Source organism: Methylobacterium iners (assembly GCF_022179305.1).
Taxonomy (GTDB): Bacteria; Pseudomonadota; Alphaproteobacteria; order Rhizobiales; family Beijerinckiaceae; genus Methylobacterium; species Methylobacterium iners.
The window spans coordinates 22,436-47,796 of the sequence record NZ_BPQP01000089.1 but is presented as its reverse complement, the minus strand read 5'-3'; the positions used below and the strand labels follow the sequence as shown (position 1 = coordinate 47,796).

26 protein-coding genes are annotated in these 25,361 nt (G+C 70.2%); 9 read left to right on the top strand and 17 right to left on the bottom strand.

Annotation, left to right across the window (positions count from 1 at the left end; translation table 11 throughout):
- The first annotated feature begins 69 nt into the window (after window positions 1–69).
- Entirely contained in the window at window positions 70–1,611 is a 1,542-nt protein-coding gene (locus tag MFF55_RS23195) for an undecaprenyl-phosphate glucose phosphotransferase (protein WP_238246479.1), read from the top strand.
- A 261-nt stretch (window positions 1,612–1,872) separates the two neighbouring features.
- Here MFF55_RS23195 and MFF55_RS23190 read toward each other — a convergent pair whose 3' ends face one another.
- The 9 genes from MFF55_RS23190 to pedA1 form a co-directional block, all read right to left on the bottom strand.
- Window positions 1,873–2,754, bottom strand: a complete 882-nt coding sequence (locus MFF55_RS23190; RefSeq protein WP_238246478.1) for a hypothetical protein — start codon at window positions 2,752–2,754, stop codon at window positions 1,873–1,875.
- A gap of 220 nt (window positions 2,755–2,974) precedes the next feature.
- Window positions 2,975–3,334: a hypothetical protein gene (locus tag MFF55_RS23185; RefSeq protein WP_238246477.1), complete on the bottom strand. Its 360-nt coding sequence runs from the start codon at window positions 3,332–3,334 to the stop codon at window positions 2,975–2,977.
- A gap of 160 nt (window positions 3,335–3,494) precedes the next feature.
- A complete protein-coding gene (locus tag MFF55_RS23180) occupies window positions 3,495–5,996 on the bottom strand; it encodes a TonB-dependent receptor (RefSeq protein ID WP_238246476.1) in 2,502 nt (833 codons plus the stop codon).
- Between the two features lie 228 nt (window positions 5,997–6,224).
- Complete coding sequence (locus tag MFF55_RS23175) at window positions 6,225–6,839, bottom strand: hypothetical protein (protein WP_238246475.1); 615 nt, start codon at window positions 6,837–6,839, stop codon at window positions 6,225–6,227.
- A 14-nt stretch (window positions 6,840–6,853) separates the two neighbouring features.
- The gene (pedC, locus tag MFF55_RS23170) at window positions 6,854–7,747 is read right to left on the bottom strand and encodes a lanthanide ABC transporter permease protein PedC (RefSeq protein WP_238246474.1); all 894 of its coding nucleotides are present in this window, start codon (window positions 7,745–7,747) and stop codon (window positions 6,854–6,856) included.
- Window positions 7,744–8,499: a lanthanide ABC transporter ATP-binding protein PedB/LutE gene (pedB, locus tag MFF55_RS23165; protein WP_238246473.1), complete on the bottom strand. Its 756-nt coding sequence runs from the start codon at window positions 8,497–8,499 to the stop codon at window positions 7,744–7,746. The genes pedC and pedB overlap by 4 nt, the downstream gene beginning before the upstream one ends.
- Window positions 8,496–8,927 carry a cupredoxin domain-containing protein gene (locus MFF55_RS23160; RefSeq protein WP_238246595.1) on the bottom strand — a complete coding sequence of 144 codons (432 nt, stop codon included), beginning with the start codon at window positions 8,925–8,927 and terminating at the stop codon, window positions 8,496–8,498. The genes pedB and MFF55_RS23160 overlap by 4 nt, the downstream gene beginning before the upstream one ends.
- Window positions 8,928–9,141: 214 nt before the next feature.
- Complete coding sequence (locus MFF55_RS23155) at window positions 9,142–10,137, bottom strand: YVTN family beta-propeller repeat protein (RefSeq protein WP_283206791.1); 996 nt, start codon at window positions 10,135–10,137, stop codon at window positions 9,142–9,144.
- 126 nt (window positions 10,138–10,263) lie between these two features.
- Window positions 10,264–11,496 carry a lanthanide ABC transporter ABC transporter substrate-binding protein PedA1 gene (gene pedA1, locus MFF55_RS23150; protein ID WP_238246472.1) on the bottom strand — a complete coding sequence of 411 codons (1,233 nt, stop codon included), beginning with the start codon at window positions 11,494–11,496 and terminating at the stop codon, window positions 10,264–10,266.
- Window positions 11,497–11,687: 191 nt separating this feature from the next.
- On the opposite strand from pedA1, the gene MFF55_RS23145 reads away from it, so the two are divergent.
- The 7 genes from MFF55_RS23145 (at window position 11,688) to MFF55_RS23115 (ending at window position 17,409) form a co-directional block, all read left to right on the top strand.
- The gene (locus tag MFF55_RS23145) at window positions 11,688–12,221 is read left to right on the top strand and encodes a DUF3280 domain-containing protein (protein ID WP_238246471.1); all 534 of its coding nucleotides are present in this window, start codon (window positions 11,688–11,690) and stop codon (window positions 12,219–12,221) included.
- Window positions 12,222–12,228: 7 nt separating this feature from the next.
- The gene (locus MFF55_RS23140) at window positions 12,229–12,951 is read left to right on the top strand and encodes a (5-formylfuran-3-yl)methyl phosphate synthase (RefSeq protein ID WP_238246470.1); all 723 of its coding nucleotides are present in this window, start codon (window positions 12,229–12,231) and stop codon (window positions 12,949–12,951) included.
- Window positions 12,952–12,961: 10 nt separating this feature from the next.
- Window positions 12,962–13,522, top strand: coding sequence for an amino acid kinase family protein (locus MFF55_RS23135; protein WP_238246469.1), 561 nt, complete (start codon window positions 12,962–12,964; stop codon window positions 13,520–13,522).
- On the top strand, window positions 13,519–15,135 hold the full coding sequence (locus MFF55_RS23130) for a DUF6513 domain-containing protein (RefSeq protein ID WP_238246468.1): 1,617 nt from the start codon (window positions 13,519–13,521) through the stop codon (window positions 15,133–15,135). The genes MFF55_RS23135 and MFF55_RS23130 overlap by 4 nt, the downstream gene beginning before the upstream one ends.
- Window positions 15,136–15,139: 4 nt before the next feature.
- The gene (locus tag MFF55_RS23125) at window positions 15,140–15,736 is read left to right on the top strand and encodes a DUF447 domain-containing protein (RefSeq protein WP_238246467.1); all 597 of its coding nucleotides are present in this window, start codon (window positions 15,140–15,142) and stop codon (window positions 15,734–15,736) included.
- A 23-nt stretch (window positions 15,737–15,759) separates the two neighbouring features.
- A complete protein-coding gene (locus MFF55_RS23120; protein ID WP_238246466.1) occupies window positions 15,760–16,290 on the top strand; it encodes an SRPBCC family protein in 531 nt (176 codons plus the stop codon).
- Window positions 16,291–16,461: 171 nt separating this feature from the next.
- The gene (locus MFF55_RS23115; protein ID WP_238246593.1) at window positions 16,462–17,409 is read left to right on the top strand and encodes a YVTN family beta-propeller repeat protein; all 948 of its coding nucleotides are present in this window, start codon (window positions 16,462–16,464) and stop codon (window positions 17,407–17,409) included.
- 7 nt (window positions 17,410–17,416) lie between these two features.
- Here MFF55_RS23115 and MFF55_RS23110 read toward each other — a convergent pair whose 3' ends face one another.
- Window positions 17,417–17,617 carry a hypothetical protein gene (locus tag MFF55_RS23110; protein ID WP_238246465.1) on the bottom strand — a complete coding sequence of 67 codons (201 nt, stop codon included), beginning with the start codon at window positions 17,615–17,617 and terminating at the stop codon, window positions 17,417–17,419.
- On the bottom strand, window positions 17,614–18,690 hold the full coding sequence (locus MFF55_RS23105) for a hydantoinase/oxoprolinase family protein (protein ID WP_238246592.1): 1,077 nt from the start codon (window positions 18,688–18,690) through the stop codon (window positions 17,614–17,616). The genes MFF55_RS23110 and MFF55_RS23105 overlap by 4 nt, the downstream gene beginning before the upstream one ends.
- A 27-nt stretch (window positions 18,691–18,717) precedes the next feature.
- Here MFF55_RS23105 and MFF55_RS23100 point away from each other — a divergent pair, with 27 nt between their 5' ends.
- Window positions 18,718–19,422: a HisA/HisF-related TIM barrel protein gene (locus MFF55_RS23100; protein WP_238246464.1), complete on the top strand. Its 705-nt coding sequence runs from the start codon at window positions 18,718–18,720 to the stop codon at window positions 19,420–19,422.
- Between the two features lie 107 nt (window positions 19,423–19,529).
- Here MFF55_RS23100 and fae read toward each other — a convergent pair whose 3' ends face one another.
- The 6 genes from fae to MFF55_RS23070 all read right to left on the bottom strand — a co-directional run bounded on the left by fae (window position 19,530) and on the right by MFF55_RS23070 (window position 25,269).
- On the bottom strand, window positions 19,530–20,042 hold the full coding sequence (gene fae, locus MFF55_RS23095) for a formaldehyde-activating enzyme (RefSeq protein ID WP_238246463.1): 513 nt from the start codon (window positions 20,040–20,042) through the stop codon (window positions 19,530–19,532).
- A gap of 244 nt (window positions 20,043–20,286) precedes the next feature.
- Entirely contained in the window at window positions 20,287–21,129 is an 843-nt protein-coding gene (locus tag MFF55_RS23090) for a triphosphoribosyl-dephospho-CoA synthase (RefSeq protein WP_238246462.1), read from the bottom strand.
- A complete protein-coding gene (locus MFF55_RS23085; protein ID WP_238246461.1) occupies window positions 21,126–22,040 on the bottom strand; it encodes an ATP-grasp domain-containing protein in 915 nt (304 codons plus the stop codon). Before MFF55_RS23085 ends, MFF55_RS23090 begins: the two co-directional genes overlap by 4 nt.
- Before the next feature lie 169 nt (window positions 22,041–22,209).
- On the bottom strand, window positions 22,210–23,196 hold the full coding sequence (mch, locus tag MFF55_RS23080; protein WP_238246460.1) for a methenyltetrahydromethanopterin cyclohydrolase: 987 nt from the start codon (window positions 23,194–23,196) through the stop codon (window positions 22,210–22,212).
- On the bottom strand, window positions 23,165–24,343 hold the full coding sequence (locus MFF55_RS23075) for an ATP-grasp domain-containing protein (protein WP_238246459.1): 1,179 nt from the start codon (window positions 24,341–24,343) through the stop codon (window positions 23,165–23,167). The genes mch and MFF55_RS23075 overlap by 32 nt, the downstream gene beginning before the upstream one ends.
- A gap of 32 nt (window positions 24,344–24,375) precedes the next feature.
- A complete protein-coding gene (locus MFF55_RS23070) occupies window positions 24,376–25,269 on the bottom strand; it encodes an NAD(P)-dependent methylenetetrahydromethanopterin dehydrogenase (RefSeq protein WP_238246458.1) in 894 nt (297 codons plus the stop codon).
- Window positions 25,270–25,361 lie beyond the last annotated feature (92 nt).

Below are 25,361 nucleotides of genomic sequence, written 5' to 3'. Positions count from 1 at the left end.
TTCCGTGATCAGCCTTCGCTAATCCTAAGTATTGCGCGAGGGCAGCGCAGGCAGCTTCGAGTAGACCCGATGAGTGCGTTCGACGTTCGTGATCTTCTCAGGGCGGCTGGCGGCTCCGCGGCCGTCCGCGTCACGGGCTTCGACGCGCCGGCCCCGCCCGAGGCGATGCCGCCGGCCGAAGTCCTTGCTCCGCCGATGTCGGCACCTGCCATGTCGTCGGTGGTGCTCATCGGCTGCGTGCGCCTCGCCGAATTCGCGCTGATCGCCACCCTCGGGCTTGCGATGCACCAGGCGGTGCTCGCGGGGCTCGTGCCGCTCGGGTTCCGCTACGCCGGCGCGGTGCTGGGCATCGCGGGCCTCGCCACGCTCCTGTTCCAGTTCGCCGGAACCTACCGGATCGGGGCGTTTCGCGGCTTCGGAAAGACCGCCCTGCGGCTCGCCGCCTCCTGGTCCCTCGTCTTCCTCCTGGCTGCGGCCGTGCTCGTCTTCGCCAAGCTCGCAGACCAGTATTCCCGAATCTGGCTCGGAAGCTTCTACGCCGCGGGCCTCGTCCTTCTCCTCGCCGAGCGCTTCGTCCTCTCCCGCGTGATCGGCGCCCAGATGCGGCAGGGCCGCTTCGACCGGCGCACTGCCGTCGTCGGCGGCGGGCCGCTGGCCGAGGACCTCATCCGCGCCCTCGAAACCCAGTCCGATTCCGGCATCCGGATCGTCGGTGTGTTCGACGACCGCGGCGACGACCGCGCCTCGACGGTGGTCGGCGGCTACCCCAAACTCGGCTCCGTCACCGATCTCGTCGCCTATGCCCGCACGACGCGGCTCGACCTCGTGGTCTTCACGCTGCCGATCGCGGCCGAGGACCGCATGCTCCAGATGCTCGCCAAGCTCTGGGTGCTGCCGATCGACATCCGGCTCTCCGCCCAGGCGACGAAGCTGCGCCTGCGCCCGCGCGCCTATTCCTATCTCGGCGACGTGCCGGTGCTCGACGTCTTCGACAAGCCGATGGCCGATTGGGACATCGTCGCCAAGAACGTGTTCGACCGGGTCGTCGGCCTCCTCGCGCTGGTCGGCCTCGCGCCGGTGATGCTCGCCGTGGCGCTCGCCGTCCGCCTCACCTCGTCCGGGCCGGTCCTGTTCCGGCAGAAGCGCTACGGCTTCAACAACGAGCTGATCGAGGTCTTCAAGTTCCGCTCGATGTACGCCGATCGGGGCGACGCGGCGGCCGCCAAGCTCGTCACGAAGGACGACCCGCGGGTGACGCCGGTCGGGCGCTTCATCCGCAAGACCTCGCTGGACGAGCTGCCCCAGCTCTTCAACGTGGTGAAGGGCGAGCTCTCCCTCGTCGGCCCGCGCCCGCACGCCCTGCAGGCCAAGGCCGCCAACACCCTCTACGACCAGGTCGTCGACGGCTACTTCGCCCGCCACAAGGTCAAGCCCGGCATCACCGGCTGGGCGCAGATCAACGGCTGGCGAGGCGAGACCGACACCAGCGAGAAGCTGCAGCGCCGCGTCGAGCACGACCTCTACTACATCGAGAACTGGTCGGTGCTGTTCGATATCCGCATCCTGCTCGCCACCCCGCTCGCGCTGTTCCGGACGAAGAACGCGTATTGAGGCGATGGCGGGGAGAGCCGCGCGCGCCTTCCGCCACCTTTGTCATTCCGGGTCGCCGCAAGGCGAGCCCGGAACCCAGAACCGCCGACGCGGCAAGTTGAGGCGCTGTCGGCGGCTCTGGGTCCCGGGCTCCGCGGAGTTGATCCTCGGACTGGCCAAAGGCCAGATCCGGGGGCGGTCCCGGGATGACAAGCGTGAGCGGGAAAGACCTACCTCACGAAGGCTGCGTCAGACCCGTGGGAAGCAGAAGTACGTGGCATTTCAGGCCTCGAAGACGGGCCGGCCCTCGACCACGCCGAATTCGAGGTAATGCCGCAGCGGATTGATCCCCGCCGCCCTGACGTCCGGGTTGGCCGCGAGATAGGCGTTGTTGTCGAACTCGTCCGACGGATTGCGGCCCTCCCGCCATCCGAAATTCGCGTAGTGCTCGAGCGGATTGACCCCGGCGGCGCGCACGTCGGCGTTGGCCTCGAGGTAATCCTCCGTCTCGAAGAACGCGTTCGGATCGCGGCCCTCCCGCCAGCCGAACTGCGCGTAATGCATGTCCGGGTCCACTCCGGCCTCGGCCACGTCCGGGTTCCGGCTGAGATAGTAGAGGTCGTCGACGAGCGGGCTGCCGTCGTTCTGCCTGACGATGAGCTCGCCGAACACGAAGGTCTCGACGTTGACCGTCTGAACGGTCAGGTCGCCCACGCCGCCGGCATCATCATCGTCGTCGTCGTCGTCGTCGCCTGCCGGCTGGACGGGAGCGTCGTCGTCATCGTCGTCTTCCCCCTCGTCATCGTCGTCGCCGCTGGTCGAGGAGATCGTCGCCACGTTGCCCGTCGAGACCACGCGCAGGTCGTCGAGCTCCGCGCCGACATCCAGGATGTCGATTCCGGCCTCGCCGTTGAACAGGAAGTTCGCGTCGGCCGCGTTCAGGGTGTCGTTGCCGCCGCCGCCGAGGAACACGCCGCTGCCGAAGGTGACGTTCAGCGCGTCGTTGCCGCCGCCGGCCACGACCGTCACCTGGTTGGGATCGTCGTCGTCCCCGGTGATGTTGAACAGGTCGTCGCCACCATTCCCGACGACCACGATCGTCTCGTCTTCTTCTTCGATATTAAAGATTTCGGTCGCAGAAGTACCAGTGAACGTTTTCGCCACGACGTTTCTCCCCGGGAGCGGCTTCTCGGCTCTACCTGAGGGAGAGTATAGCCAGGCTTTGTCCGTGTTAAGGACGTATTCTGCCTAGCTTAGATGGCGAAAGCCTCCCGGCCGTATTGCCGGATGCTCCCGAACCTGCGTGGCCGACGCCATTCGGGGCGTCAGACACCGACCACGATCCCCGCTCCACCTATTCGACGGAGCGGGGATCACAGGTGTCCTAGGGCAGCGCGCCGGCCTGCTCCTTGGCCTTCGTCATGGTGTCCTCGCAGCCCTTCACGTCGCCGGCCTTGTCCTGGGTCTTGGCCTTGGCGATCAGCTCGCGCGCCTCCTTGATGCCGGAGACGCTCGCCGTCGTGGACGGATCGGTGGGCTTCCCGCCGGGCGGTTGCGCGAGTGCCTTGTCCGAGCCCGAGGAGGTCGGGCCGCCCGGCGGCTCCTTGCCCGTCACCCGCTCGGCGCCCGCGCTGTCGAGGCGACGCTCGATCGTGGCGATCTGCTCGGTGCAGGACGAGGCATAGGCGCTGCCGGTGGTGGCAAGCGCGATGAGGACGGCCGAGAGGCCGGTCGCGAGCCGCATGAGGGTTCCTCCTGATCTTGGTTGTCCGGGAGGGAAACGTCGGTTCCGGCGCCCGCGTTGCAGCGGCATCGTCGCCGGGCCGGGGTCCTTCCCCTGACCCCGAACGAAAACGGCGCGGTCCCTCGGGACCGCGCCGTCGCAAAGGCCGCGAAGACTTCTCTCAGAACTTGCGGATGACCGGCTCCGGCATCGGCGCCGGAGGCGGGCCGAGCACGTAGCGGATGCCGCCGTAGATGGAGAGCGGCTGCACGATGGTCGTCGTGCGCGGATCGTTGAGCGCGAAGCGGTTGGCGAAGAGCTCGCCCGGCTCGGTCCGCTCCAGGAAGGTGCCGAAATTGGCGTGGCGGCTGTTGAGCAGGTTGGTGACGAGGCCGAAGACCTGCAGGTTCGGCGTCACCTGGTAGCTCGTGTTGAGGTTGACCGAGAAGTAGGCCGGCAGCTTCGGGTTCAGGTTCGACTCGTCGCCGCGGTAATAGGACGACGAGTAGGCCGCGAGGTTGGCGCCGAACCGCCAGGCCGGCGTCAGCGCGACGTCGAACCCGACCTTGAACTGATGGTCGGGCACGAGCGGCACCTTGTTGCCCGGGCGCACGGTGATGAGGCCGTCGTTGGCGAGCGGGTTGTTGGGTGAGGACAGGTCGCCCGTGAACTGGAAGGTGGCGTCGATCAGCGCGTAGTTCGCGTAGACGCTGAAATCCGGACCGATGAGTTCGGTCCCGACCTCGATGCCCTGGCGCTGGGTCGCCGGCACGTTGACGAAGTAGCCGCGCGCCGCGTTGCCGGGCACCGCGACCTGCAGGATGTCGTTGGTCAGGTCGGTGCGGAAGGCGCCGACCTTGTAGCTGAGGAGACCGCCCGCGTAGAAATCCGGCACCGTGCCGCGGAAGCCGACCTCGTAGGTGCGCGCCACGACCTGATCGAGGGGCGGGTCCGCCACCAGCGAGTTCGGCAGCAGGCAGGGTCGCAGCGGGTTCGCGCAGGCGAGTTCGAGCGGCGTCGGGGCGCGGTTCGACTCCGAGTAGCCGCCGTAGAGGTTCAGCCAGGGGTAGAACTTGTAGGTCAGGCCGGCGACCGGGTTGATCCGGTTGAAGTAATGCGTCCCCGTGACGTCCGGCGAGAAGCCGGTCTGGTCCTGGGTCGAGATCTTGGCGAAGTTCAGTCGCGCGCCGGCCGTGAGGGAGAGGGCGTCGGTCACGTCGAAAGTGTCGAGGGCGAAGAGGCCCATGTAGAGGTTGGTGCCGATGGCGTTGCTCGGCGCGATGCCGAGCGCCGCGGCCGTGCGCAGCTGCTCGGTGCCCACGCCGGGCACGAAGCCGTAGGTCGGGTTGTTCGGGTTGGTGGTGACGCTGAGGTCCGGGTTGATGATGCCGAGCGTGCTCTGCGACTTGTAGGTGAAGTGGGCCTGCTCGATGCTGCCGCCGACGATGAAGGTGTTGCCGCGGTCGAAGACCCGGTCGCGGTTCACCGCCTGGAGCGTGCCGCCGTAGCTCTCCGCCTCGGTGCGGACCGTGTCGAGGGTGCCGTAGGGAACGCCGGGGGTGAAGGGGATGCGGGTCGCGTTCCGGCCCTGCATCAGGAACTGGTTGCGGTAGGCCTGATTCGAGAGGTTGCCCTGCTGGAAGCCGTCGTCCTCGAAGCAGAGCGAGCCGCGGAAGGAGGATTGCCGGCTGCAATTCTCGAACTCGGCGTCGTTGCCGTCGATCACGAACTGGCTGAAGCGCCGGTAATAGGCGTTGCCCTGCAGATCCCAGGTCGGCGAGAGGTTGACCTTCCCCGTGACCTGGATCTGGCCCATCCGCGTGTCGATGGTCTGCGGGTAGGTGAAGATCGCCCGGTCGTCGAGATGGGTGAAGTCGACCGGCGCGGCCGCCGCGGCGCCGAAGAAGGTCTTGGCGCCCTGCGCGATGATGTGGAACTCGGAATCGAGGCTCTTGTAGCCGAGATCCGCGTAGACGCGGCCGATCTCCGAGGGCGATTCGAAGCGCCAGCCCCGGTCGCGCAGGCCCTCGCCGGCGAAGTAGAAGCTCCAGGGGCCGACCACCTGGCCGTGCTGCAGGGTGCCGAGGATGCGCCCGTCCGAGCCGCCGAGCACGGAGATCTCCGTGCCCTGCCAGGTGTAGCCGTTCTTCATCTCGATGTTGACCGCGCCGCCGAGCGCGTTGAGGCCGAAGATCGGGTTGCCGGTGACGATGTCGATGCGGTTGATGGCCACCGACGGGATCAAGTCCCAATTGACGACGTCGCCGAAGGCCTCGTTGATGCGCGCGCCGTTCTGGAAGACCGCGAGGCCCTGCGGCGCGCCCTGGAGCGGCGAGGCGTCGAAGCCGCGATAGGTGAGCGTCTGGCGGAAGCTGTTGCCCTGGCCGTCGGAGAGGTTCACGCCCGGCGTCGTGCGCTGAAGCGTGAAGGTCGGGTCGAGGGTCGCGCGGTCGACCTCGAGCTGGCGGGCGCTCACCGTCTCGACGGTGAAGGGCACCTTATCGATCCGCTGGCCGCCACCGCCGCCCGTCCCGCTCGCCGGCGTGGTCGCGACCACGTCGAGTTCCGGCAACGTCACCGATTGCTGGCCGCCCTGCGCGTAGACCGCCCCCGGCAGCAAGGCCGCCGTCACCAACAAGCTGCTCCGCAAGGCGCGAACAGACATCCCCAGACCCTCGTTCATGCTGTTTCTGCTCCTTGTCCGGAGCTTGAGGCGCATGCTTGCGAGGATCGCGGATGGGTTGCAATCGAGCGGGGACCCGTTTCGACCACAATTGCCCAGGTTCGGCCTGCCCGACCTATGTTAGCCGCCCGGCGTTGCGCGGCGGCAACATGGTTTTCCCGGGTTTATCAGTGACTTAGGGGATTTCAGGCAATCGCCGCGGGACGAAGTGGCAATGGCGGCGGACCCTTAGAGCCGCGCCTGGATCTTGCGGGCGATCTCACCGAGACGCTGCTCGAGCAGGGTCGGCACCTCGCAGACATAGGTCAGCGACTGGCTGCGCTCCTGGAAGATGCGGCGATCCCAGGCGAAGCGGGTCTCGAGGTCCGCGATCTCCTTCGAGACCGCTGCGTCGGACGCGCTCGGGCTGTCCTTGGTGGCGCTGATCTTCTCGGCCTCGTCGCGGATGCGCTCGGCCATGCGGCGCTGCCCCTGCGCGTAGCGGGCGATGCCGGCGATCACCTTGACGCGCTCGCCGTTGAGGATCTCGAAGGCGCCTGCGAAGACCCGCGTCAGCCGCTTGGCCTTCTCCTCGCCGGCCTTCTCCGCGAAGGCATCGAGCAGCGGATCGACCTCCGAGAGCTCGGTGCGCCGCGAAGCCACCTTCCGCGCGAGCAGCGCCGCCTCGGCATCGTCCCCCCAGGACCCGGCCTCCGCGAGGTCGGGCCCGGTCCAGACGGAGCCGGCGCTCAGCGTCGGCACCTTGCGCTGAACGCAGGGCCAGTCCGGGTCGGGCCTCGGTTGTGCGAGTGCCGGGCCGGCAAGGAGGGCGGAGGCGGCAAGAAGGAGGAGAAAGCGGGTCATCGAGAAATCTCTTGTCAGGTTGGCTCCGCCGCCGGCCCCCCGCGCCGGGCCATGATGCCGCGGCCGGGATCGTAGGCGATGACGGCGAGGGTGAAGAAGACGAGGGTGGTGCCGACGACGACGGCGCAGGCGATCGGCTCGAACCGGCCGTACAGGGCGAAGCGGACGAGCTCGACCGCGTGGGTGAAGGGGTTGGCCATGCAGATGACGTAGAGCGTCTCGGAGGATTCCCGGATTCGCCAGAGCGGGTAGAGAGCCGACGAGGCGAAGAACATCGGGAAGATCACGAAGTTCATGACGCTGGCGAAGTTCTCGAGCTGACGCACCAGGGAGGACAGGAACAGGCCGATGGCGCCGAGCATCAGCCCCGCCGCCAGGAAGGCCGGCAGGGCCGCGAGGTAGCCGATCGGCGGGATGTCGAGCTCCCAGAAATAGGCGATGGCGAGGAAGGTGTAGGCCTGGACCACCGAGACCACGACGCCGGCCACCAGCTTGGCGAAGAGCAGGGTCCAGCGCGGATAGGGGCTCGTCAGCAGCACCTTCATCGAGCCGACCTCGCGGTCGTAGACCATCGACAGCGACGATTGCATGCCGTTGAAGAGCTGGATCATCACGGCGAGGCCCGGCACCACGTAGACCTCGTAGAGCACGTAGGTCTCGTAGGGCGGCACGATCGAGACGCCGAGCACGTTGCGGAACCCCGCCGCGAAGATGAACAGCCAGACCAGCGGCCGCACCAGCGCCGAGAAGAACCGCTCCTTCTGGTTGAAGAAGCGCAGCAGCTCCCGGCGGGCGATGCCGGTGAGGCAGATGAGGTAGCCGACGAGGTCGAGCCGGCCGAGATGGGGGACGGACTTGCCCGCGGGAGCCGGGAGAGCCGGTGCGGCGACGTTGGTCTGTGTCGTCATGCAGCCTGCCTCGCCGGTTCGGCGACGAGCCGTCGGAACGCGGCTTCCAGGGTCTCTCCCGGCTTGGCGATGCTCCCGGCCGTGCCGCGCGCCACGATACGGCCCTTGTGGAGCACGACCGCGTCGTCGCCCGCCTCGATCTCCTCGAAGATATGCGTCGCCCAGAGCACCGACAGGCCCTCCTCCCGCACCAGCGCGCGCACGATCGCGACGATGTCGGCGCGGGACTCGAGGTCGAGGCCCACCGTCGGCTCGTCGAGGAGCAGCAGGCGCGGCTCGTGGATCAGGGAGCGGGCGATCTCGATGCGCCGTGACTGCCCGCCCGACAGGGTTCGGATCTTGTCGCCGCGCCGGTCGGCGAGCCCGACCCGGTCGAGGAGGACCGCGATCCGCGTCTTGGCCGCGCGCCGGGCGATGCCGTGCAGGCTGGCGTGGTAGAGCAGGTTCTGCTCGACGGTCAGATCCGTATCGAGGGTGCGGGCCTGGAACACCACGCCGAGGCGGGCCAGTGCCCGCGACGGCTCCCGGTTCAGGACGTGGCCGAAGATGGCGACGCGACCCTCCTGGTTGTTGTAGAGGCGTGTGACCACCGAGAAGAGCGTCGTCTTGCCGGCCCCGTTCGGCCCGAGCAGCGCCGTGAAGCGGCCGCGCTCGACCCGCAGCGAGACCTCGGACAGGGCCGCGCGCGCGCCGAAGCGGTGGCTCACCCCCGCGACCTCGAGGGCCGCCGTCTCCAGGGCCTGCGTGGTCATTTGACGATGAACTTTCCGGTCATGCCCTTGGCCTCCAGCCCGCGGACCGACCAGGGATACTCGCCCGGCTTGATCGAGACGAATTCGAGGGCGATCTCGCCGGGATCGTCGAACTCGAAATGGTCCGGCGGCCCGCCGCCGTGGATCTCGATGTGCTGGATGACGATCTGGTTGATCCAGATGTTGCGGAAGAACTCGGGGGCGTAGAACTTGTATTCCTGCCGGCCCTTGGCGACGATCCGCAGGCGATAGGCGCGCCCGGATTCGAGCTCGATGTCGCGGTTCTGCACGACGTAGTCGTTGCCCTCCTCGTTGCCGAGGACGAGCTCGGGCAGGTTCTCGCGCTTTCTGGTGAGATCGAGAGCGGAAACCGGCGTCGCGGCCAGCAGCGCGGCCAGGGTCAGGCCCATCCAGCGCTTCCATCGCATCGTCATTCGCTCCTCCCGCTGCGCCGCCTTTTGGCGGTCACCCTTTAGAACCCGTGGTCGTATTCCGTCCCCTTTGTCATCCCGGGGCCGCAAAGCGGAGCCCGGGACCCAGAACCGCTGACAGCGCCCCAGATTGCCCCATCAGCGGCTCTGGGTTCCGGGCTCGCCTTCGGCGCCCCGGAATGACAAAGCGACCCTGTAAAAAAGAGAGCCCCTAATTCGGCGACACCGCCACCCCCCAGGGCAGCAGCCCGACCGGGATGCTCTTGACCACCTTGCCAGCCTCGACGTCGATCACGGAGACGTCGTTCGAGGAGCCGTTCGTTGTGAACAGGAGCTTCTGGTCCGGCGTGAAGGCGAGCTGCCAGACCCGCTGGCCCACGGGCAGGTACTTCTCGACCTCGTGGGTCTGCGCGTTGACCAGGGCGACGCGGTTGGCCGGGCCCAGCGCCACGAAGGCCTTGGTCCCGTCCTTGGTCAGGCGGACGCCCACGGGCTGGATCGCCTCGTCGGTCACGCTCGGGATCTTGAAGGTGATCTTCTTGATCACGCGGCGGGCGGCGACGTCGATGACGCTGATCGTGCCTCCGACCTCGGCCGAGACCCACAGGAACTTGCCGTCGGCGGTGAACTCGGCGAAGCGCGGACGCGCGTCGACCAGCACGTTGTCGATGATCTGGTAGGTCGTCGTGTCGATGAAGTGGGCCATGTTGGTGGTCTCGGAGGTGTTCACGAGGACCTTGCCGTCCGGCGAGAGGCCCATGCCCTCCGGCTCGACCCCGACCGGCACCTCGGCCAGGATCTTGTTCTTCTCGATGTCGATGATCGTGACCTGGCTGTCGTCCTCGTTGGCCACGTAGAGCGGGTTGCCCGCCGGCCCCAGGATGAACTGCTCCGGGTCCGGCCCCGAGCGGAGCGAGCGCAGGGTCTTGCCGCTCGCGGTCTCGAGGACGTCGATGCGGTCGTCGTCGCTCGCGCAGACGAAGAGCTCCTTGCCGTCCTTGCTCGTGGTGACGCCGCGGGGGCGCCGGCCGACCTTCCAGGTCGCCGTGACGGCGAGCGTGGTCGAGTCGATGACGCTGACGGTGTTGCCCTTCTCGTTGGTGACGTAGACCATGTAGGCCTGCGCCGGGCCGGCGAGGACCAGGCCGGCGAGCGTCGCCAGCGCCGTTCCGGCCAGCGCCAAACCTGCTCTCGCGCCGCGGCTCATGTCTTCCTCCCTGACGGTCGCGCTCGTTGCGGGGCGCGGTTTGGCCCTTCTTATAGGGCAGTTGCGGGCATTGGGCAGCGCGCGACCGGATTGTGCGCGCCATCCTATCGTCGCAGGCCGGTAGCCCTAGCGCAGCTTGCAGGCCGTCTCCGGCTCGTCGACGCCCAAGGTGTCGAGCGGCGTGCGCTGGTGGCTGAAGCCCTGCTCGGGGGCGACGCTCACCACCGTCTTCGGCTGCACCACGATGATCGGCTGCCGGAGTTGCCGGTCCCAGGGGCGGTAGCTCAGCGCGACGCCCTTGTAGGCCGGCAGGCTGAAGGCGGGGTCGGAGAAATAGGGCACCAGCACCTTGGGGTCGGAGGTCTTCTTCTGCGTCGCGGCCTCGCCCACCGTCCGGACCGCCGCCCAGACCTGGTAGTCGAGGGGCCGCATCAGGCGCCCGGCGAAGCGGCGGAAGCGGTTCTGGGCCTGGGCGGCGCCCCAGGTCTCGAGCGTCGGGTGCCAGGTCGTCGCGATCAGCCCCTGCGTGCCCGCCACGGGCCGCGCATCGACGGTGCGGAAGGGCAGGTAATCGCCCCAGTCGCCCGCCTCGTCGGCGACGATGGCGAGGTCGTAATCGACGCCGCGGGTGAACACCATCGCCTCCGAGCGGGTCGGCGTGTCGCCCCGCGCCCGGGCGAGCGGCCCGAAGGTCCAGGGCTTCTCGGCGGTGATCTTCAGAGCGAACTTCTTCGCGGACGTCTTGAAGGCCTCGGCATAGGCGCGATCGTTGTCGGACGGGCCGACGATGAGGAACATCTTGCTCCAGCGCATCAGCCGGAAGAACTGCCCCAGCGCGTCGGTCTGCATCGCCCGGCTCGGGATCACGTGGAAGACGTTGAGCCGGCAATCGGGCCCGCGCAGGCGATCGTCCGGCGCGGCCGTGTTGAAGACCGCGACGCCCTCCCCCTTCACCGCGTCGGCAACCGCCAGGACCTCGTCGGCCGGCAGCGCCAGGACGAGGTAGCGGAGGCCGCGCCCGACGAGCTCCCGCGCGGCCTCGACGGCGCTGCGGCCCCCCTCGAGGGCGACCTCGTCGAGGGCGTAGGTCTGCTTCGTGAAGCGGCCGGTCGTGTTGTTATCGGCGACCGCCATGCGCCCGGCCGCGACGCCCTCGTCCTGGGGCACGGCCTCGGCATCGTAGGAGGAGGGGGGCGGGACCGGCCGGTAGATCACGCCGATCCGGGTCTCGCCGTCGGCGGCCTCGGCGGCCCTGGCGGAGGCGGGCGGCTCCTGCGCCATGCCCGGACCGGCAAGGGTCGTCGACAGAGCGGTCGACAGGGCGAACGCGGCGAGAAGGGAGCGGGAGAGGAGCGTCATGCGGGCGGCACGCTAACAACATCTCGCTCCCGCGCTCAACGCCCTATGTCTGAGGGAATGATAAGGGCTTGCCGACAGGGAACGGCTGTGCCGCGTTGCGCCTGGTCGCCGGTGATGCGAAACCGGGCCGGGCGCCAGCGTCGGGGCTCGAACCGATCCGCCCGGCCAGCCGAGACAGGGACAGCCACGCCATGCTCGCCACCACGCTCCGCCCCGCCCTCCTCTCCGCTTCCTTGGCGCTCGCCTGCACCTTGCTGCCGGCGGCGGCCCTCGCCGCGCCCGACAAGGCGGCGATCTTCGGCGTCGAGTTCAGCGATCCGGGGGTGGTCGGCGGTCGCAAGGCGCAGCCGGAGGAGGCGCGCCGCCTCGAGCTCGTGACCCAGGAGCTGCGCAAGGCGCTGACCACCAACGGCACGGTCGAGGTTGTCGACGTGGCCCCGCAGAGCGCCGAGATCGCCAAGCAGGCGCCGCTCTACAAGTGCGAGGGCTGCGCCGCCACCATCGCCAGGGCGCTCGGCGCGGATCTCGCCGTCAACGGTTTCGTTGAAAGGGGTTCGGGCCAGCTCTTCAACCTCTACGTCACCATCTCCGACGCGGCCACGGGCAAGGTCCTGCGCAACGGGCAGGCGGTCATCCGCGCCGATACCGACGATACCTGGGCCCATGCCATGCGCTGGGTCGTGAAGAACCGCCTCCTCGCCGAGCCGCTGCCGAACCGGTCCTGAGCCGCCCGTGACCCCTCGCCCATCGTTCGAGTTCCGCGCCGCAGTGCCGCGGCTCCTGGTCAGCGTCCGCGACGGCGCCGAGGCGGAGGCGGCCTGTGCGGCCGGCGCCGCCCTCGTCGACGGCAAGGACCCTCACCGGGGTGCGCTGGGCGCGCTGGACCCGGAGGTGGTGAGGGCGATGGTGGCCCGCCTGGCCGGACGCGCGATCACGAGCGCCGTGGCGGGCGAGCCCGACGGCCCGGATGCGCTCGCGACATCCGTCGCAACGCTGGCGGCGACGGGCGTGGATTACGTGAAGGTCGCCGTCCAGCCCGACTTCACGGGCGCCGCCCTCGCCCGCGCCGCCTCGGCGGCGCGGGGACGGCTGATCGCCGTCCTCTTCGCCGAGGTCGGGATCGATCCCGACCTCGTGGCGCGCCTCGCGGCGGCGGGGTTCGTGGGCGCTATGATCGACACCGCGGGCAAGGACGGCCGGCGCCTCACCGATTGGCTGGAGCCGCCGGCGCTCCAGGCCTTCACAACCGCCTGCCGCGAAGCCCGGCTGCTTTCGGGCCTCGCCGGCTCGCTGCGCCTTGAGGACATTCCCGCGCTCGCGCCGCTCGGTGCGACCTATCTCGGCTTCCGCGGCGGTCTCTGCGAGGACGGCGACCGCACCCGCCGGCTCGACCCGGGGCTCGTGGCCGGGGCGGCCCGCGCGCTGCGCGCCCTCGCGCGCCGCGACGCAGCGTGAGGCCGGCGCCTTGAAGCGAGACCTCAGCGTCGTGAAGGTCGGCGGCAGCCTCACGGCCGACGAGGGCCGCCTCCGCGCGATCCTCGGCGGCCTCGCCGGGAGCGATGACGTGATCGTGCCGGGCGGCGGCGCCTTCGCCGACGCCGTGCGCGCTGATCAGGCGGCCCTGGGCTACGACGACGCCCGGGCTCATCGCTTGGCGCTGGACGCGATGACGCGGATGGGGGAGCGCTTCCTCCGCCTGGAGCCGCGTCTCCTATCCGCCCGCAGCGTCGCGGCCTGCGCCCTCCCCGGTCGCACGCGGGTCTGGGACCCGGCGGCGCTGAAGGCGGGCCATCCCGAGATCCCCGAGAGCTGGGACGTCACCTCCGACAGCCTCGCCCTCTGGCTCGCCACGGAACTCGGCGCCGCGCGCTGCCTCCTCCTGAAATCCGTCGATGCCCCGTCCGGCGCCGGGCCGGCCGAGCTCAGCCGCCTCGGCCTCGTCGATGCCGCCTTCCCCGGCTTCGCTGCGCGCTTCCGGGGCGAGATCGTGATCCGCAGCCCCGACCGGTGTAAGGCAGCGGCGTGAGCACGCCCGAGCACCTCGTCTTCGTCACCGGCCGCATGGCCCGCGCCCGGCTGGAGAAGGTCGCCGCCACCCTGCCGGCGGACCGCTACGCCTGGAGCATCGCCGATGCCGGGGTGAAGGTCGCGGCGCTCATGACCGAGGAGATCATCCGCCGCCGCGTGACGATGCCGGAGGGCGCGACCCGGATCATCCTGCCCGGGCGCTGCCGGGCGAACCCGGAGGCGTTGAGCCGCCATTTCGGCCTGCCCGTCGAGCGCGGGCCCGACGAGGTCGTCGACCTTCCCGCCCATCTGGGCCTTGCCGGGCGGAAGGTGGACCTGTCCCGCCACGACCTGCGCATCTTCTCCGAGATCGTCGACGCCTCGAAGATGAGCGCGGAGCAGATCCTGGCCAAGGGCCTCGACCTCGCCCGGCGCGGCGCCGACGTGATCGATCTCGGCGGGCTGCCCGACACCGATTTCCCGCACCTCGAGGACAGCGTGCGCCTGCTCAAGGGCGCCGGGCTCAAGGTCAGCGTCGATTCCTTCTCCCTCGACGAGCTGCGCCGGGGCGCCAGGGCCGGGGCGGATTTCCTGCTCAGCCTGAACGAGGAGACGCTGGACCTCGCCTTCGAGACCGACGCGGTGCCCGTTCTCGTGCCGATGCGGCCCGACGATCTGCCCTCCCTCGACCGGGCGATCGAGCGGATGGAGCGGGCGGGCAAGCCCTACATGGCCGACCCGATCCTGGAGCCGATCCATTTCGGCTTCGTCGAATCGATCACCCGCTACCACGAGACCCGTCGGCGCTGGCCCGGCATCGAGATGATGATGGGCACGGGCAACCTCACCGAGCTCACCGAGGCCGACAGCCTCGGCGTCACCGCGCTCCTCGTCGGCATGTGCTCCGAGCTCGCCATCCGCAACGTGCTCATCGTCCAGGTCTCGAACCACACCCGCCGCACGGTGGAGGAGCACGATGCCGCACGACGGGTGATGTTCGCGGCCAAGGCCGACGCGGCCCTGCCCAAGGGCTACGGCCGGGCCTTGCTGGCGCTTCACGACAAGCGCCCCTTCGTGCAGACGCCCGACGAGATCGCGGCGCAGGCGGCCGAGGTGCGCGACCCGAACTACCGAATCGCGGTGGCCGAGGATGGCGTCCACATCTACAATCGCGCCATTCACGAGACCGGCACCGACGCGATGGCCTTCTTCCCGCACCTCGACGTCGCGAGCGACGGGGCGCACGCCTTCTATCTCGGCGGCGAGCTGACCAAGGCGGAGACCGCCTGGCGGCTGGGAAAACGCTACGTGCAGGACGAGCCCCTGCGCTGGGGTGCGGCCGCCGAAGCCGAGATCGAGGACACCACGGCCTTCAAGAAGGCGGGCCATACGAAGCACAGCGGCGGCGGTACGCCGGACGTCGGTCGGGTCGAGCGCGGGTCCCCTCTCCCAGGGGGAGAGGGACAGGGTGAGGGGAGCGAACTCTCCGGAGAGCGCACGCCCCTCACCCCAACCCTCTCCCCTCAGGAGAGGGAGCCCGTCGCGCAACCCGCGGCAACCGACGAGGTAGCGCGACCCGATGGCGGCGCGAGGATCGTCTGCGGCAAGCTCGTGCCGGCCGGGGAGCGCTGAGAAGGTGGCCTTCATCTTGGAGACCATCGTCACGACGCTCTCGCCGGACGGGAGCCTGCACCTCGTGCCCTTCGGGCTGATCCGCGACGGCGAGGACTGGATCCTGGCGCCATTCCGGCCCTCGCCGACCATCGCGAACCTGGAGGCGAGCCCCTGCTTCGCCGCCTCGTCCCCGAACGACGTGCGCGTCATCGCCGGCTGCGTTACCGGGCGGCGCGACTGGCCGGTGGTCGCCTGCGAGAAGATCCGGGGCCGGCGCCTCGCCGACAGCTTCGCTCACGCCGAGTTCGAGGTCGTCGCGGTGGATGACGATGCCACCCGGCCCCGCTTTCGCGGGCGCATGCTCCATCAGGCCAGCCACCGGCCCTTCCTCGGCTACAACCGCGCGCAAGCCGCGGTGCTGGAGGCCGCGATCCTCTCGACGCGGCTCCACATGCTGGACTCCGAGAAGATCCTGGGCGAGATGCGCTACCTCGCCATCGCGATCGACAAGACGGCCGGCCCCGCCGAGCGCGAGGCCTGGGACTGGATCGAGGACAAGGTCGCCGCCGCCCTCGGGCGGGAGGACCGCATCCTCGCCAGGCCCAAGGCCGCCCCCTGACACGCACAAGGAGACGACGCCCCATGAAGATGATTGCCCTCGCGACCATGGCGGCCTTCGCCGTCGTGGCCTCCAGCGCCCAGGCCCACGGCCCGACCCGCCAGAAGGTTTCCGAGACCATCGAGATCAACGCGCCCGCCGACAAGGTCTGGGCCGCCGTCGGCAATTTCCAGGATGCGGCCTGGATTCCCGTGGTCGAGAAGACCGAGGGCAAGGGCGGCAACGAGGCCAAGGCCACGCGCTTGCTGACGCTCAAGGGCGGCGCCACCGTCGAGGAAGAGCTCGTCAAGCACGATGCCGACAAGAAGAGCCTGGCGTACCGGATCACCAAGGTCGACGTGAAGACCCTGCCGGTGAACGATTATTCCTCCACGATCGAGGTCGCGGGCGACGGCGCCAAGAGCAAGGTCACCTGGCGCGGCGCCTTCTACCGCGGCTACATGAACAACGATCCGCCGGCCGACCTCAACGACGAGGCCTCGAAGAAGGCCGTGCTCGGCCTCTACAAGGCGGGCCTCGAGAACCTCAAGGCGAAGGTCGAGAAGGGCTCTTGAGGTTCGGCATCGCTTCGTGATGATGCGTGGCGCGGGTCCCCTCTCCTGGAAGGAGAGGGACAGGGTGAGGTGTGTGACCTTATCGGAAAGGGCACGCCCCTCACCCCAACCCTCTCCCCATGGGAGAGGGAGCCAGGTCGCGCTGCGTCAGAGGTCGGGATCGCCTTCATGATGCGGTCCATTCTGTGGGCTGGCCTTGCCGCGCTGATCGCCTCCCATCCCCTCGCCTCTCTGGCCGCCGAGGCGGTCGTCACCGTGCAGGGCGCCAACGCCGTCGAGATCATCGATCTCGACGCCTCCCGCGTCGTCGCCTCGATCCCGGTGCCGGGATCGCCGGCCGGCGTCGCGCTCTCGCCCGACAGGGCGACCGCCTACGTGACGAGGCCGGACGGGCCCGGCCTCGCGGTGATCGACCTCGCCGCGCGGCGGGTGACCGGCCTCGTGCCGCTTCCCGGCGGCCCGCTCGGCATCGCCGTCAACCCGGTCACGGGGGCGGTCTACGCCGCCGATTGGTACGCCGCCCGCGTCTTCGTCCTCGTGAACAGGGACGGCGCCCTCGTCCCCGACGGCGAGATCGCGACCGGGGCCTCGCCCTCGGGCATCGCCGTGACGCCGGACGGCGCCACGATCCTGGTCGCGAACCGGGAGGCCGATTCGGTCTCGATCGTCGATGCGACGACGCGGCGCGAGCGCGCCCGCCTCAAGGTGGGCCACCACCCCTTCGGCATCACCCTCGATGCGACGGGCACCCGGGCCTACACCGCCAACGTCACTGGCAACGACGTCTCCGTGATCGACGTCGCCGCCGGACGTGAGGTCGGCCGGTTCAAGACGGGCGATCGTCCCTATGTCGTCGCCCTGGCCGCCGGGCGCGGCTTCGTCACCGACCAGTACGGCAACACGGTCAGCGTGTTCGATGCCGCCAGCCTCGCGCCGGTCGCGACGATCGACGTCGGCGACCATCCCGAGGGGATCGCCGCCGCCTCGGACGGGCGGCGGCTCTACGTGGCGAACTGGGGCTCGAACACGGTGAGCGTCGTGGACGCCGCCACGCTCAAGGTCATCAAGGACATCCCCGTCGGGGACGGGCCCAGGGCCTTCGGCGATTTTCTTCGCTAGGCGCGTCTCACGCCGCCTCGGGCGGCCCGTCGCTCCCCGGGTCCGGGGGCGAGTTGAGGATGTCCTCAAGCTCGTCGATTAGCATGTCGATCTGATCGGGCGTGGCCACCACCCGCAGGGTCTGCCCGCCCTCCGTCGCGAGGGCGAGCTCGATGTTGGGGCCCGACCGCGTCGCGAGGAGGCGGGCGAGTTTCTGGGTCGCGCTCATGCAGGTCTCCGCTGAAGGATCGGATCGTCGGTGGCGAGGAGGCCGACGGCGAGGGCCGGGCCGCAGGTCGAGGCCCAGTCTAGGCCGGCGCCGTCGAGCCGCCCGGCAATCAGCTCCGTCAGGGCCAGGAAGCGGCGCCCGACGCGCGCGGCGAGCCGCTCGGCGAGGAAGCGGCCGGCGCCGCAGACGACGAGGGGCGCATCCGCCATGTCCGGTCGCGAGAGCAGCGTCGCCGCCGCGTCGTGGAGCGGGCGGATCTGGCACTCCGCGAAATGCGCCGCGAGCGCCCGCCACTGCGCCGCATCGCCCTCCCCGCGGTCGCGGCCGATTATCCGGGCGAGGCGGGTCTCGGTCTCTGGGATCGACTTGCCCTTGAGGTCGGCGCTGTCCTGCTGGTCGGCCGCCGCGTCGAGGTCGCCGGTGAGCCGGTAGATGTCGGCGGTGGTCGCGAAATACTCGGCCATCAAGGCCGTGCGGCGCCCGCCGAAGGGCGCGTGCATGCAGAGCGCGACGAGCGGCGTGCGCACGACGCCCGAATAGACGAGCTCGCCCGTCTCCAGGCGCTCGGCGTCGCTGTAGCCCGTCGCGGCCGGCAGGCCGCCGACGATCGGGATGAGGTCGGCAGTGGTCGATCCGATATCGACGAGGAGCGCCTGCCCGATGGCGCGGCCGGCGAGCGCGGCGGTCGCGTGCCAATTCGCCGAGGCGATGTCCGCCGCGGCGGCGCGCGCGGCCTCGGGTTCGAGGAAGCCCGCCCGCCCCGCATAGAGTCGGACCCGGCCGGCGAGGTGCCCCGCCGCCCAGCCCGAGAGCTGCGCCACCCCATCCGTCCGGTCGGCGAAGCAATCGGTCAGCTCGCCGGTCATCGTGACGGCGTGGTCGGCCTCGCCGCGCGCCCAGTCCGGCAGCGTCGAGAAGGTCTCGTCGAGGGCCGGGAGCCCGCGCCAGAGCGGACAGGGGGCCTGCACGACCTCGCGCACGCGGCCCGCCACGACGAGGGCCGCCTTGACATGGACGCCGCCGAGGTCCCAGCCGATCACCGGCGATGTCGGGGGCTCAGGTGAGGCTGGCACGGTCGCGTCTCGGGAGATGAGGTCGGGATGGGAGAGGAATTCCGGATCGTTCCAGTGGTCGATCTGCGCCACGGCCTCGCGGTCCGGGCCAGGGCCGGGGAGCGCGCCTCCTATGCCCCGATCGCGACGCCCTTGGCAAAGGGGTCGGCGCCGGAGGACGTCGCCCGCGGCCTGATCGCCGCGACGGGGGCCGACATCCTCTACCTCGCCGACCTCGACGCGATCATGGACGAGGTGCCGCCCGACCTCGCGCTCCTGCGGCGCGTCGCATCGGCCTGCCCCGGCGTGACGCTCTGGGTCGATGCCGGGTTCGCCACGATGGAGGGGGTCGCAGCCTTTCTCGATTCAGGATCGGGGCGACCGGTGATCGGCAGCGAGAGCCAGCGCGATGGTCGCCTCGTGCGCGAACTCGGCGACCGCGCCGTGCTCTCCCTCGACACCCGCGCCGGCGCCCGGCTCGGCCCCGACATCCTCCACGACGATCCCGGGCTCTGGCCGGGCTCGGTGATCGCGATGAGCCTTGACCGGGTCGGGATCGGTGCGGGGCCTGACCTCGCGCGGCTGCGCGATCTCAGGGCCAGACGCCCGGGGGTCCAGCTCTACGCGGCCGGCGGCGTGCGCGGGCCGGAGGACGTCCGAGTGCTTGAAGAGAGCGGAGTCGCGGGGGCGCTCGTTGCCTCGGCGATCCATGACGGGCGCTTAGGCCGGGCCAAAGCAGAAGGGGCGGCCTGAGCCGCCCCTTCGTTTTAGTCTCATCGTCCGAGGAAGATCGAAGCCAGTCGCTGGAGCAGGCCCCGCGGTGCGGGCGGAGGCTCGCTCTGCCCAGGACTGCCCCCGATCTAAGCGTTCGCGGCGAAGGGGTGCGACGCCGAGTTGCGCTGCTCGGTGACGGTGCGGGCGGTCGGCTCGCCCTTCACGGCGCGCTCGATCGAGAGCTTGGTGGCCTCGTAGTTGTACTTCTGGATCTTGGCGTCGTCCGCCGCTTCCCAGTGGATGAATACGCCGACCAGGATGAACAGGTCGTCGGCCTCGTCGGCCGGGATGGTGCCTTCGGCGACGCAATCCTGCACCGCCTTCGCGACGCCGTGCTGGGCGGGGCCGAACATCTGGACGGCCTGACGGGCGTCGTTGATGGTCACCTTGTTGAACATCAGGGTGTTGGGCTTGCAAGGCAGGTTCGGCGCGATGACCGCGAGCAGGCTGGTGAAGCCGTGCTTGTTGTTCACGAGGCCGTTGGCGAACGCGGTCTCGGCCGGCGAGCCGCGCGGTCCGATGATGAGGTCGATATGGGCCACCTCGTTGCCGTCGCCGACGAGGGCTTCGCCGACCTGCAGCTTGTTGATCTTTGCCATGTGGGGTTTCTCCCAGGAGTCTTGAAAGGTGACCGCCCCGAGGGCGGGCGCGGCCGTAAGCCATCCTTGTTCACGGCGTCCAGCCCTTGAGGCCGGACCGGTTAGCCCGGATCGCGGCGCGGACCCTACTCTGCACCCCGGCCAGGAACAACCCGTCTCACGGCCGAGATTTTGCCAAATGAGCGGACCGGTTGCGGTTTCATGAACCTGGCTGCCGGGATCGCATCCGGGCCGCATTCGGCCGTCAGGATTCGACTCCCGCAGCAGCGGTCAGACGATCGAGGAAGAGCGTCGCCACCGTGAAATCCGCGCTGGTACCCGGGTTGAGATTCGCCGCCTTCAGGCGCGCGTCGTGGGCCAGAAGGTCGGCGACGGGCGCCGTGCCGAGGTCGAGGGAGAGCAGCGCGGCGGCCTCGACGCGGACGGCTTCCGCCCGGGCCGCGCCGTGCTTGCGCGCGATGTGGCTGTCGGCCACGCGCGCGAGATAGGCGAGGAACACGGCGGTGGTGCTCCAGGGTGGCGTCAGGCCGCGCGCGCGCGCCGCCTCAAGGGCGGGCAGGCCGATCGTGAACAGGTCCTCGAAGCCCGTGACGTAGGCGCGGGCGATGCGGTCGCGGGGCGCCGCCTCCGCCATCGCCGCCTGAAGCAAGGCCGCACCGGGATCGTGGATGTCGTGCCGCTCCGCCCGGCCGAGGCCGCCGGGATTGGCGAGGCGGATCGCGGAAAAGACATCGGCCGCATCCCGCGGATCGAGTCCTTCAAGGACGCCCTGCAGGGCCGGGCGCAGCGGGCCGCCGCGCTCCGCCGCCAGGGCCAGGGGGGCGCAGAGAAGCAGGATGCCGAGATTGGTGTTCTGGTCCGTCGCGGCGAGCGTCGCCTTCACACCGCCGCGCACCCGCGTCCCGACCCCCGCGCCAGCCTGCGCGAGATGGGGCGTCGAGACCTCGGCGCTCGCGACGAAATCGGCGACCCGCATGCGGTGGCCGTCGGCGAAGGCGTGGACGTTGCCTGGCTTGAGCGCGTCGAGCTCGTCGAGGCAGCTCACGCGGTAGGCGGCCGCGATCTGTGCGGACGAGAGGCCGCTCACCCCTGGGCCGCCACGAGGCGGGGCGGCCTCGACGCGCGCACCGCGTTGAGGAAGCCGCGGGCGACGGCGCCCGCGATGTCGACCTCCGTCACCTTCTGCAGGCCCGACCAGGCGGGCATCGAATTGACCTCGAGGACGAGGTAGCCGCCCTCCCCGTCCTCGACGAGGTCGACCCCGGAATAATCGACCCCGACCGCCGCCGCGGCCCGCTCGGCGAGCTCGGCCGCGCGCGGCGGCATCGCCCAGGGCAGCGGCCGGCCGCCGCGATGGACGTTGGTGATCCAGCCGTCGCCCTCGCGGATCATGCCGGCGATGGTCCGGCCCTCGCAGACGAAGACGCGGTAGTCGCGCCAGAGCCCGTCGGTACGGGGCACGTAGCGCTGCAGGTAATAGACGCGGGAGACCGCCTCCTCGCCGGGCAGGTCCTCGGGCCGCTCGATGAGCTGAAGCCCCTCGCCTTGCGAGCCGAACAGGGGCTTGAGCACGATCGGCCGGCCGGGCCGGGCCTCGCGGGCCACGCATTCGGCGGCGGCCTCGCGCTTGGAGAACACGAAGGTGTCGGGCGTCGGCAGCCCGGCCCGCGCGATGAGCAGGCTCGTCATCGCCTTGTCGACGGAGCGCTCGATGGCGACGGGCGCGTTCCAGACGACCGTGCCGGCGGCGGCGAGCGCGTGGAGCACGCCGAGCCGCATCGTGGTGGCCTCGAAGGTGCCGCCCGCGATGGTGCGCAGGAGGAGCCCGTCGGGCAATGCCTCGGGAAAGCCCGGCACGCGCAGGGGCTCGGGCCCGCGGGTGACCACCGCGACGTCGGAGAGCGAGAACAGCACCGGCTCGACGCCGAGCGCGCGCAGGGCCGCCAGAAGGCGCCCCTTGTGCCAATTGCCGTTATCGGCGGCGAGCCCGATGCGCATCGTTGTCGTGACTCTCAGGTGGTTCCGATACCCCCTTACGGGCGAGGGTGGCCCGCGCAGCGGGCCGGGCGAGGGGATTGCGACCTCTCCGGAAGGGGCGGTGCTCCCCTCTCCCGCCCGGCCTTCGGGCACCCTCCCCCGCAGAGGGGAGAGGGTTCAAGCGCGCACTTCAGGCGAAGGACGCCTCGACCAGCTCCGGCATCAGCTTGCCCCCGCGGAAGCTCTTGCCCGTGGTGACGGAGGTGACGATCACCTCGGCGGGCGAGAACAGGGCGCCGTCGATCTTGTAGAAGTCTCCGTTCACGCGGGAGAAGATCTCGGCGAAGGGAGCACCGTGATCCTTCGAGTTGGTGCTGGGCACCTGCTCGGCCAGTTGCCGGGCCTCGGAATCGTCGGCCTCGACGAAGAGCTGCACCCGCCCGCCGTAGATGATGGCGTCGTTGGTGCGGCCCATCGCCTTGATGAAGTCCGGATGCTGCGGCGAGAGCGGCGCCGACCCGATCCCGTCGAGGATCTTGTGGAGGTCGAAGCCCACCGTGTGCGCCTTGTGCAGCGCCACTTCGAGGACGCGGGCGACGACCTGGGTCGCGCCGGCGAGGCTCTGGGTCGGCGCATAGATGAAGGTGAGGTCCCCGGCCGAGAGGCCGGTGGCCTCGGCGACCTTGGCGATGACCGAGGCCGGCGGGCCGCCCGCGCCCTCGAGGACGAGCGCCGTCTTCGTCGCGGTGTCGCGATAGCCGAGCTCCTCGTAGAGGTGCTCCACCACCGCCACCGCCCGGCCGGGGCCGGAGCCGAGCGCGAAGAAGTCCGAGCCGCCATCCTCGTCGGCGAGGCTCCAACCGGCATATTGGCTGCCCAGGCAGGCGATGACGGGATCGGCGGAATGCACGATCACCGAGTAGGGCCAGGACGCGATCGGGCCGGTCGGGGCGATGGTGACGGTGCCCAAGCCGCCGAGGCAGATCTCGGCGATGCGGCGCCCGGCCTCGATCGAGCCGCGGACATTGGCGCCGGCATCGATCATGCGGGCGCCGTTCTCGTTCGTCACCGCGAGGCGCAGGGCCTCGGCATCGGCCGCGAGCCGCTCGACCAGGGGCGCCGTGAGCGCGTTGACGCTCGGGAATCTACGGCTCGCGCCGGTCGCACTCGTGCTCATCGTCGTCCTCTCTTGGCCTCAGGAGAGCGCCGAGCATGTTGGCCCTCTCCCCCAATCGCGTTCGCACCGCCGCCGCGTCCGGTCCTTCGGCGATCAGCGTGCAGAGCGGCGCCTCTCGCGCGACGGAGCTGCCGGCGCGGGGGCGGTCACGCACGAAATCCGGCCAGCGGATCGGGGGCACCGGGGCGTACTTCGTTGCCGCGTAACAGATTGCGGCCGCCGCCGCATCACTCGGCGCGGCCTCCATGCGCGAAAGTCGCCCGAGGCTCGCCGCGATATGGGCGGCGAGGAGCGGGGTCGGGCGCCGGTCCAGCACGTCGAGGGTCGCGCCGGGCCGCGGATTGATCTCGGTAAGCCACCAGGCCTCGCCCTCGAGGAGGAAATCGGCGCTGGCGAGCCCGCGCAGACCGGTGGCGGCGACGATACGGGCGACGGCCCCGGCGATCTCGGCCTCGAGGGCGGGCGGCAGGGCGGGGTGTTCGGTCGCCCCGCGCTCCAGGGCTCCGCCGTAGCGATGGGGGCGCAGCTGGGATGGAGCGCTCCATTGCTCGGTGAAGCCGACGATTTCCAAGCCTCGTCCATCCGCGAGGATGGCGAGCGCGTGGGCGCGGCCGGGCATGCGGGCCTGGAAATAGGCACCCGGCGGGGCGCGGCCGGCGCCCGCGGCGCGGATATGGCTGCCGCCCGAGCCGCCGGCCCGCTTCAGGAGCCAACCCGCTCGGTCGGCGAGAGGGTCGAGCGTCACGGGTGGATGAGGGATCGACAATCGGGCGCAAAGCGCCGCGAAGCCGAGCGGGTCCTTGAGAGCCGCGACGGCTCCAGGGCTCGCCCCGATCAGCCGGTGGCGCCGGGCGACCGCCGCCATGAGGTCCGGCGCGCCCTCGAACCCGCTGCCGAGCACGATGCCGATGGGTGGGGTGCGGGACAATCCCGCCAGCTCATCCAGCTGCCGCAGGACGTCCTCGCCGAGGCGCGTTGCGCCGAAGCGCCCGCGCGCCGTCCGGTGGTGCTCGGCGAGGGCGAGGGTGTCGGCGTCGCCGAACAGGTCGAGGACGAGCGGGATGAGGCCCGCCCGGCGCGCGGCCTGGGCGAGCGCGCGGCCGGACTGGGCGGCGATGAGCACCGCCGCGCCCCCGGATCGGGGCACGCGTCAGGACCGGTTTCGTAGGTCGGGCGAGTTCAGCCCGAAACCTTGACGGCCAGCGTGTAGGCGTCGCGGAAATCGAGGATCAGGGGCTCCTTGGAGTCAAGCATCCGCCGGAAGAGCTGGGCCTGGGTCTGATACTTCACGTTGCCGACGGCGAGCGCGCCGATGCCGACGCCCTTGCCGGTGGGCAGCGCGACGTCCACCGCGTTCACGTCGATGCCGGCGATGCCGGCCGGCGGCACCGCGTTCACGTCGGAGGCGACGAGGAGCTTGGGCGCGCATTCGAGATCCTCGGCCGAGAGGATCGGGATGCCGGCGGGACCCGCCGAGAGGATGACGTCCGCCTCGCGAATCGCTTCGCGTCGGGCTTCCGGCGTCGAGCCGTCGACCGAGCCCACCTCGATGCCGAAGCGCCATTTCATGGTGAAGGCGATCTTCGAGACCCGCTCCTCGCCGTCATGGCCGACGAGCACCGTCTTGGCGCCGTTGAGCGCCCCGATGACGGCCGCGACGTAGGCGACGACGCCGGCGCCGCCGAAGATCACGATGCGCTTGCCGTTGAGATCCGTGTCGAACTTCGCCTTGAGCGCGCGGGTGACCTCGGCGACCATCGCCGCGCCGGTGGTGAAGGAGCCGGCCGGGTCGGCGATGATGTGATTGGCAAACGGCGGCACCAGCGCCTTCTTGGCACGGTCCATCATGTCGAGGGCGTCCTCGGCGTTCTTGCCGCCGATGAAGATGCCGGTGCGCACGCCGTCCCCGGGCGCGCGGGAGAAGATCGAATCCTGCACCAGCGAGGTCACGTCGGGCAGCGTGACGTTCTCGTAGGTTGCGACCGTCTCGAACCCGGCATCCACGGCCATGTTCACGTCGAAGGGGCTCATATGCTTCAACGGCGTGAGCATGTGCAGGATCGAGCGGGCCATCTATGGTCTCCCTCCGCTTGGTCGCGGCTGCCGCAGTCCCGGCAGGGGCGAGGTCAGTCAACGCGGCTCGTCGCCGGTTCGGTCGAGGCCGT

Coding starts and splice junctions, on each gene's coding strand:
- MFF55_RS23195 (WP_238246479.1), top strand. CDS start 70: ATGAGTGCGTTCGACGTTCGTGATCTTCTCAGGGCGGCTGGCGGCTCC.
- MFF55_RS23185 (WP_238246477.1), bottom strand. CDS start 3,334: ATGCGGCTCGCGACCGGCCTCTCGGCCGTCCTCATCGCGCTTGCCACC.
- MFF55_RS23180 (WP_238246476.1), bottom strand. CDS start 5,996: ATGAACGAGGGTCTGGGGATGTCTGTTCGCGCCTTGCGGAGCAGCTTG.
- MFF55_RS23175 (WP_238246475.1), bottom strand. CDS start 6,839: ATGACCCGCTTTCTCCTCCTTCTTGCCGCCTCCGCCCTCCTTGCCGGC.
- pedC (WP_238246474.1), bottom strand. CDS start 7,747: ATGACGACACAGACCAACGTCGCCGCACCGGCTCTCCCGGCTCCCGCG.
- pedB (WP_238246473.1), bottom strand. CDS start 8,499: ATGACCACGCAGGCCCTGGAGACGGCGGCCCTCGAGGTCGCGGGGGTG.
- MFF55_RS23160 (WP_238246595.1), bottom strand. CDS start 8,927: ATGCGATGGAAGCGCTGGATGGGCCTGACCCTGGCCGCGCTGCTGGCC.
- MFF55_RS23155 (WP_283206791.1), bottom strand. CDS start 10,137: ATGAGCCGCGGCGCGAGAGCAGGTTTGGCGCTGGCCGGAACGGCGCTG.
- pedA1 (WP_238246472.1), bottom strand. CDS start 11,496: ATGACGCTCCTCTCCCGCTCCCTTCTCGCCGCGTTCGCCCTGTCGACC.
- MFF55_RS23145 (WP_238246471.1), top strand. CDS start 11,688: ATGCTCGCCACCACGCTCCGCCCCGCCCTCCTCTCCGCTTCCTTGGCG.
- MFF55_RS23120 (WP_238246466.1), top strand. CDS start 15,760: ATGAAGATGATTGCCCTCGCGACCATGGCGGCCTTCGCCGTCGTGGCC.
- MFF55_RS23115 (WP_238246593.1), top strand. CDS start 16,462: ATGCGGTCCATTCTGTGGGCTGGCCTTGCCGCGCTGATCGCCTCCCAT.
- MFF55_RS23110 (WP_238246465.1), bottom strand. CDS start 17,617: ATGAGCGCGACCCAGAAACTCGCCCGCCTCCTCGCGACGCGGTCGGGC.
- MFF55_RS23100 (WP_238246464.1), top strand. CDS start 18,718: ATGGGAGAGGAATTCCGGATCGTTCCAGTGGTCGATCTGCGCCACGGC.
- fae (WP_238246463.1), bottom strand. CDS start 20,042: ATGGCAAAGATCAACAAGCTGCAGGTCGGCGAAGCCCTCGTCGGCGAC.
- MFF55_RS23085 (WP_238246461.1), bottom strand. CDS start 22,040: ATGCGCATCGGGCTCGCCGCCGATAACGGCAATTGGCACAAGGGGCGC.
- mch (WP_238246460.1), bottom strand. CDS start 23,196: ATGAGCACGAGTGCGACCGGCGCGAGCCGTAGATTCCCGAGCGTCAAC.
- MFF55_RS23070 (WP_238246458.1), bottom strand. CDS start 25,269: ATGGCCCGCTCGATCCTGCACATGCTCACGCCGTTGAAGCATATGAGC.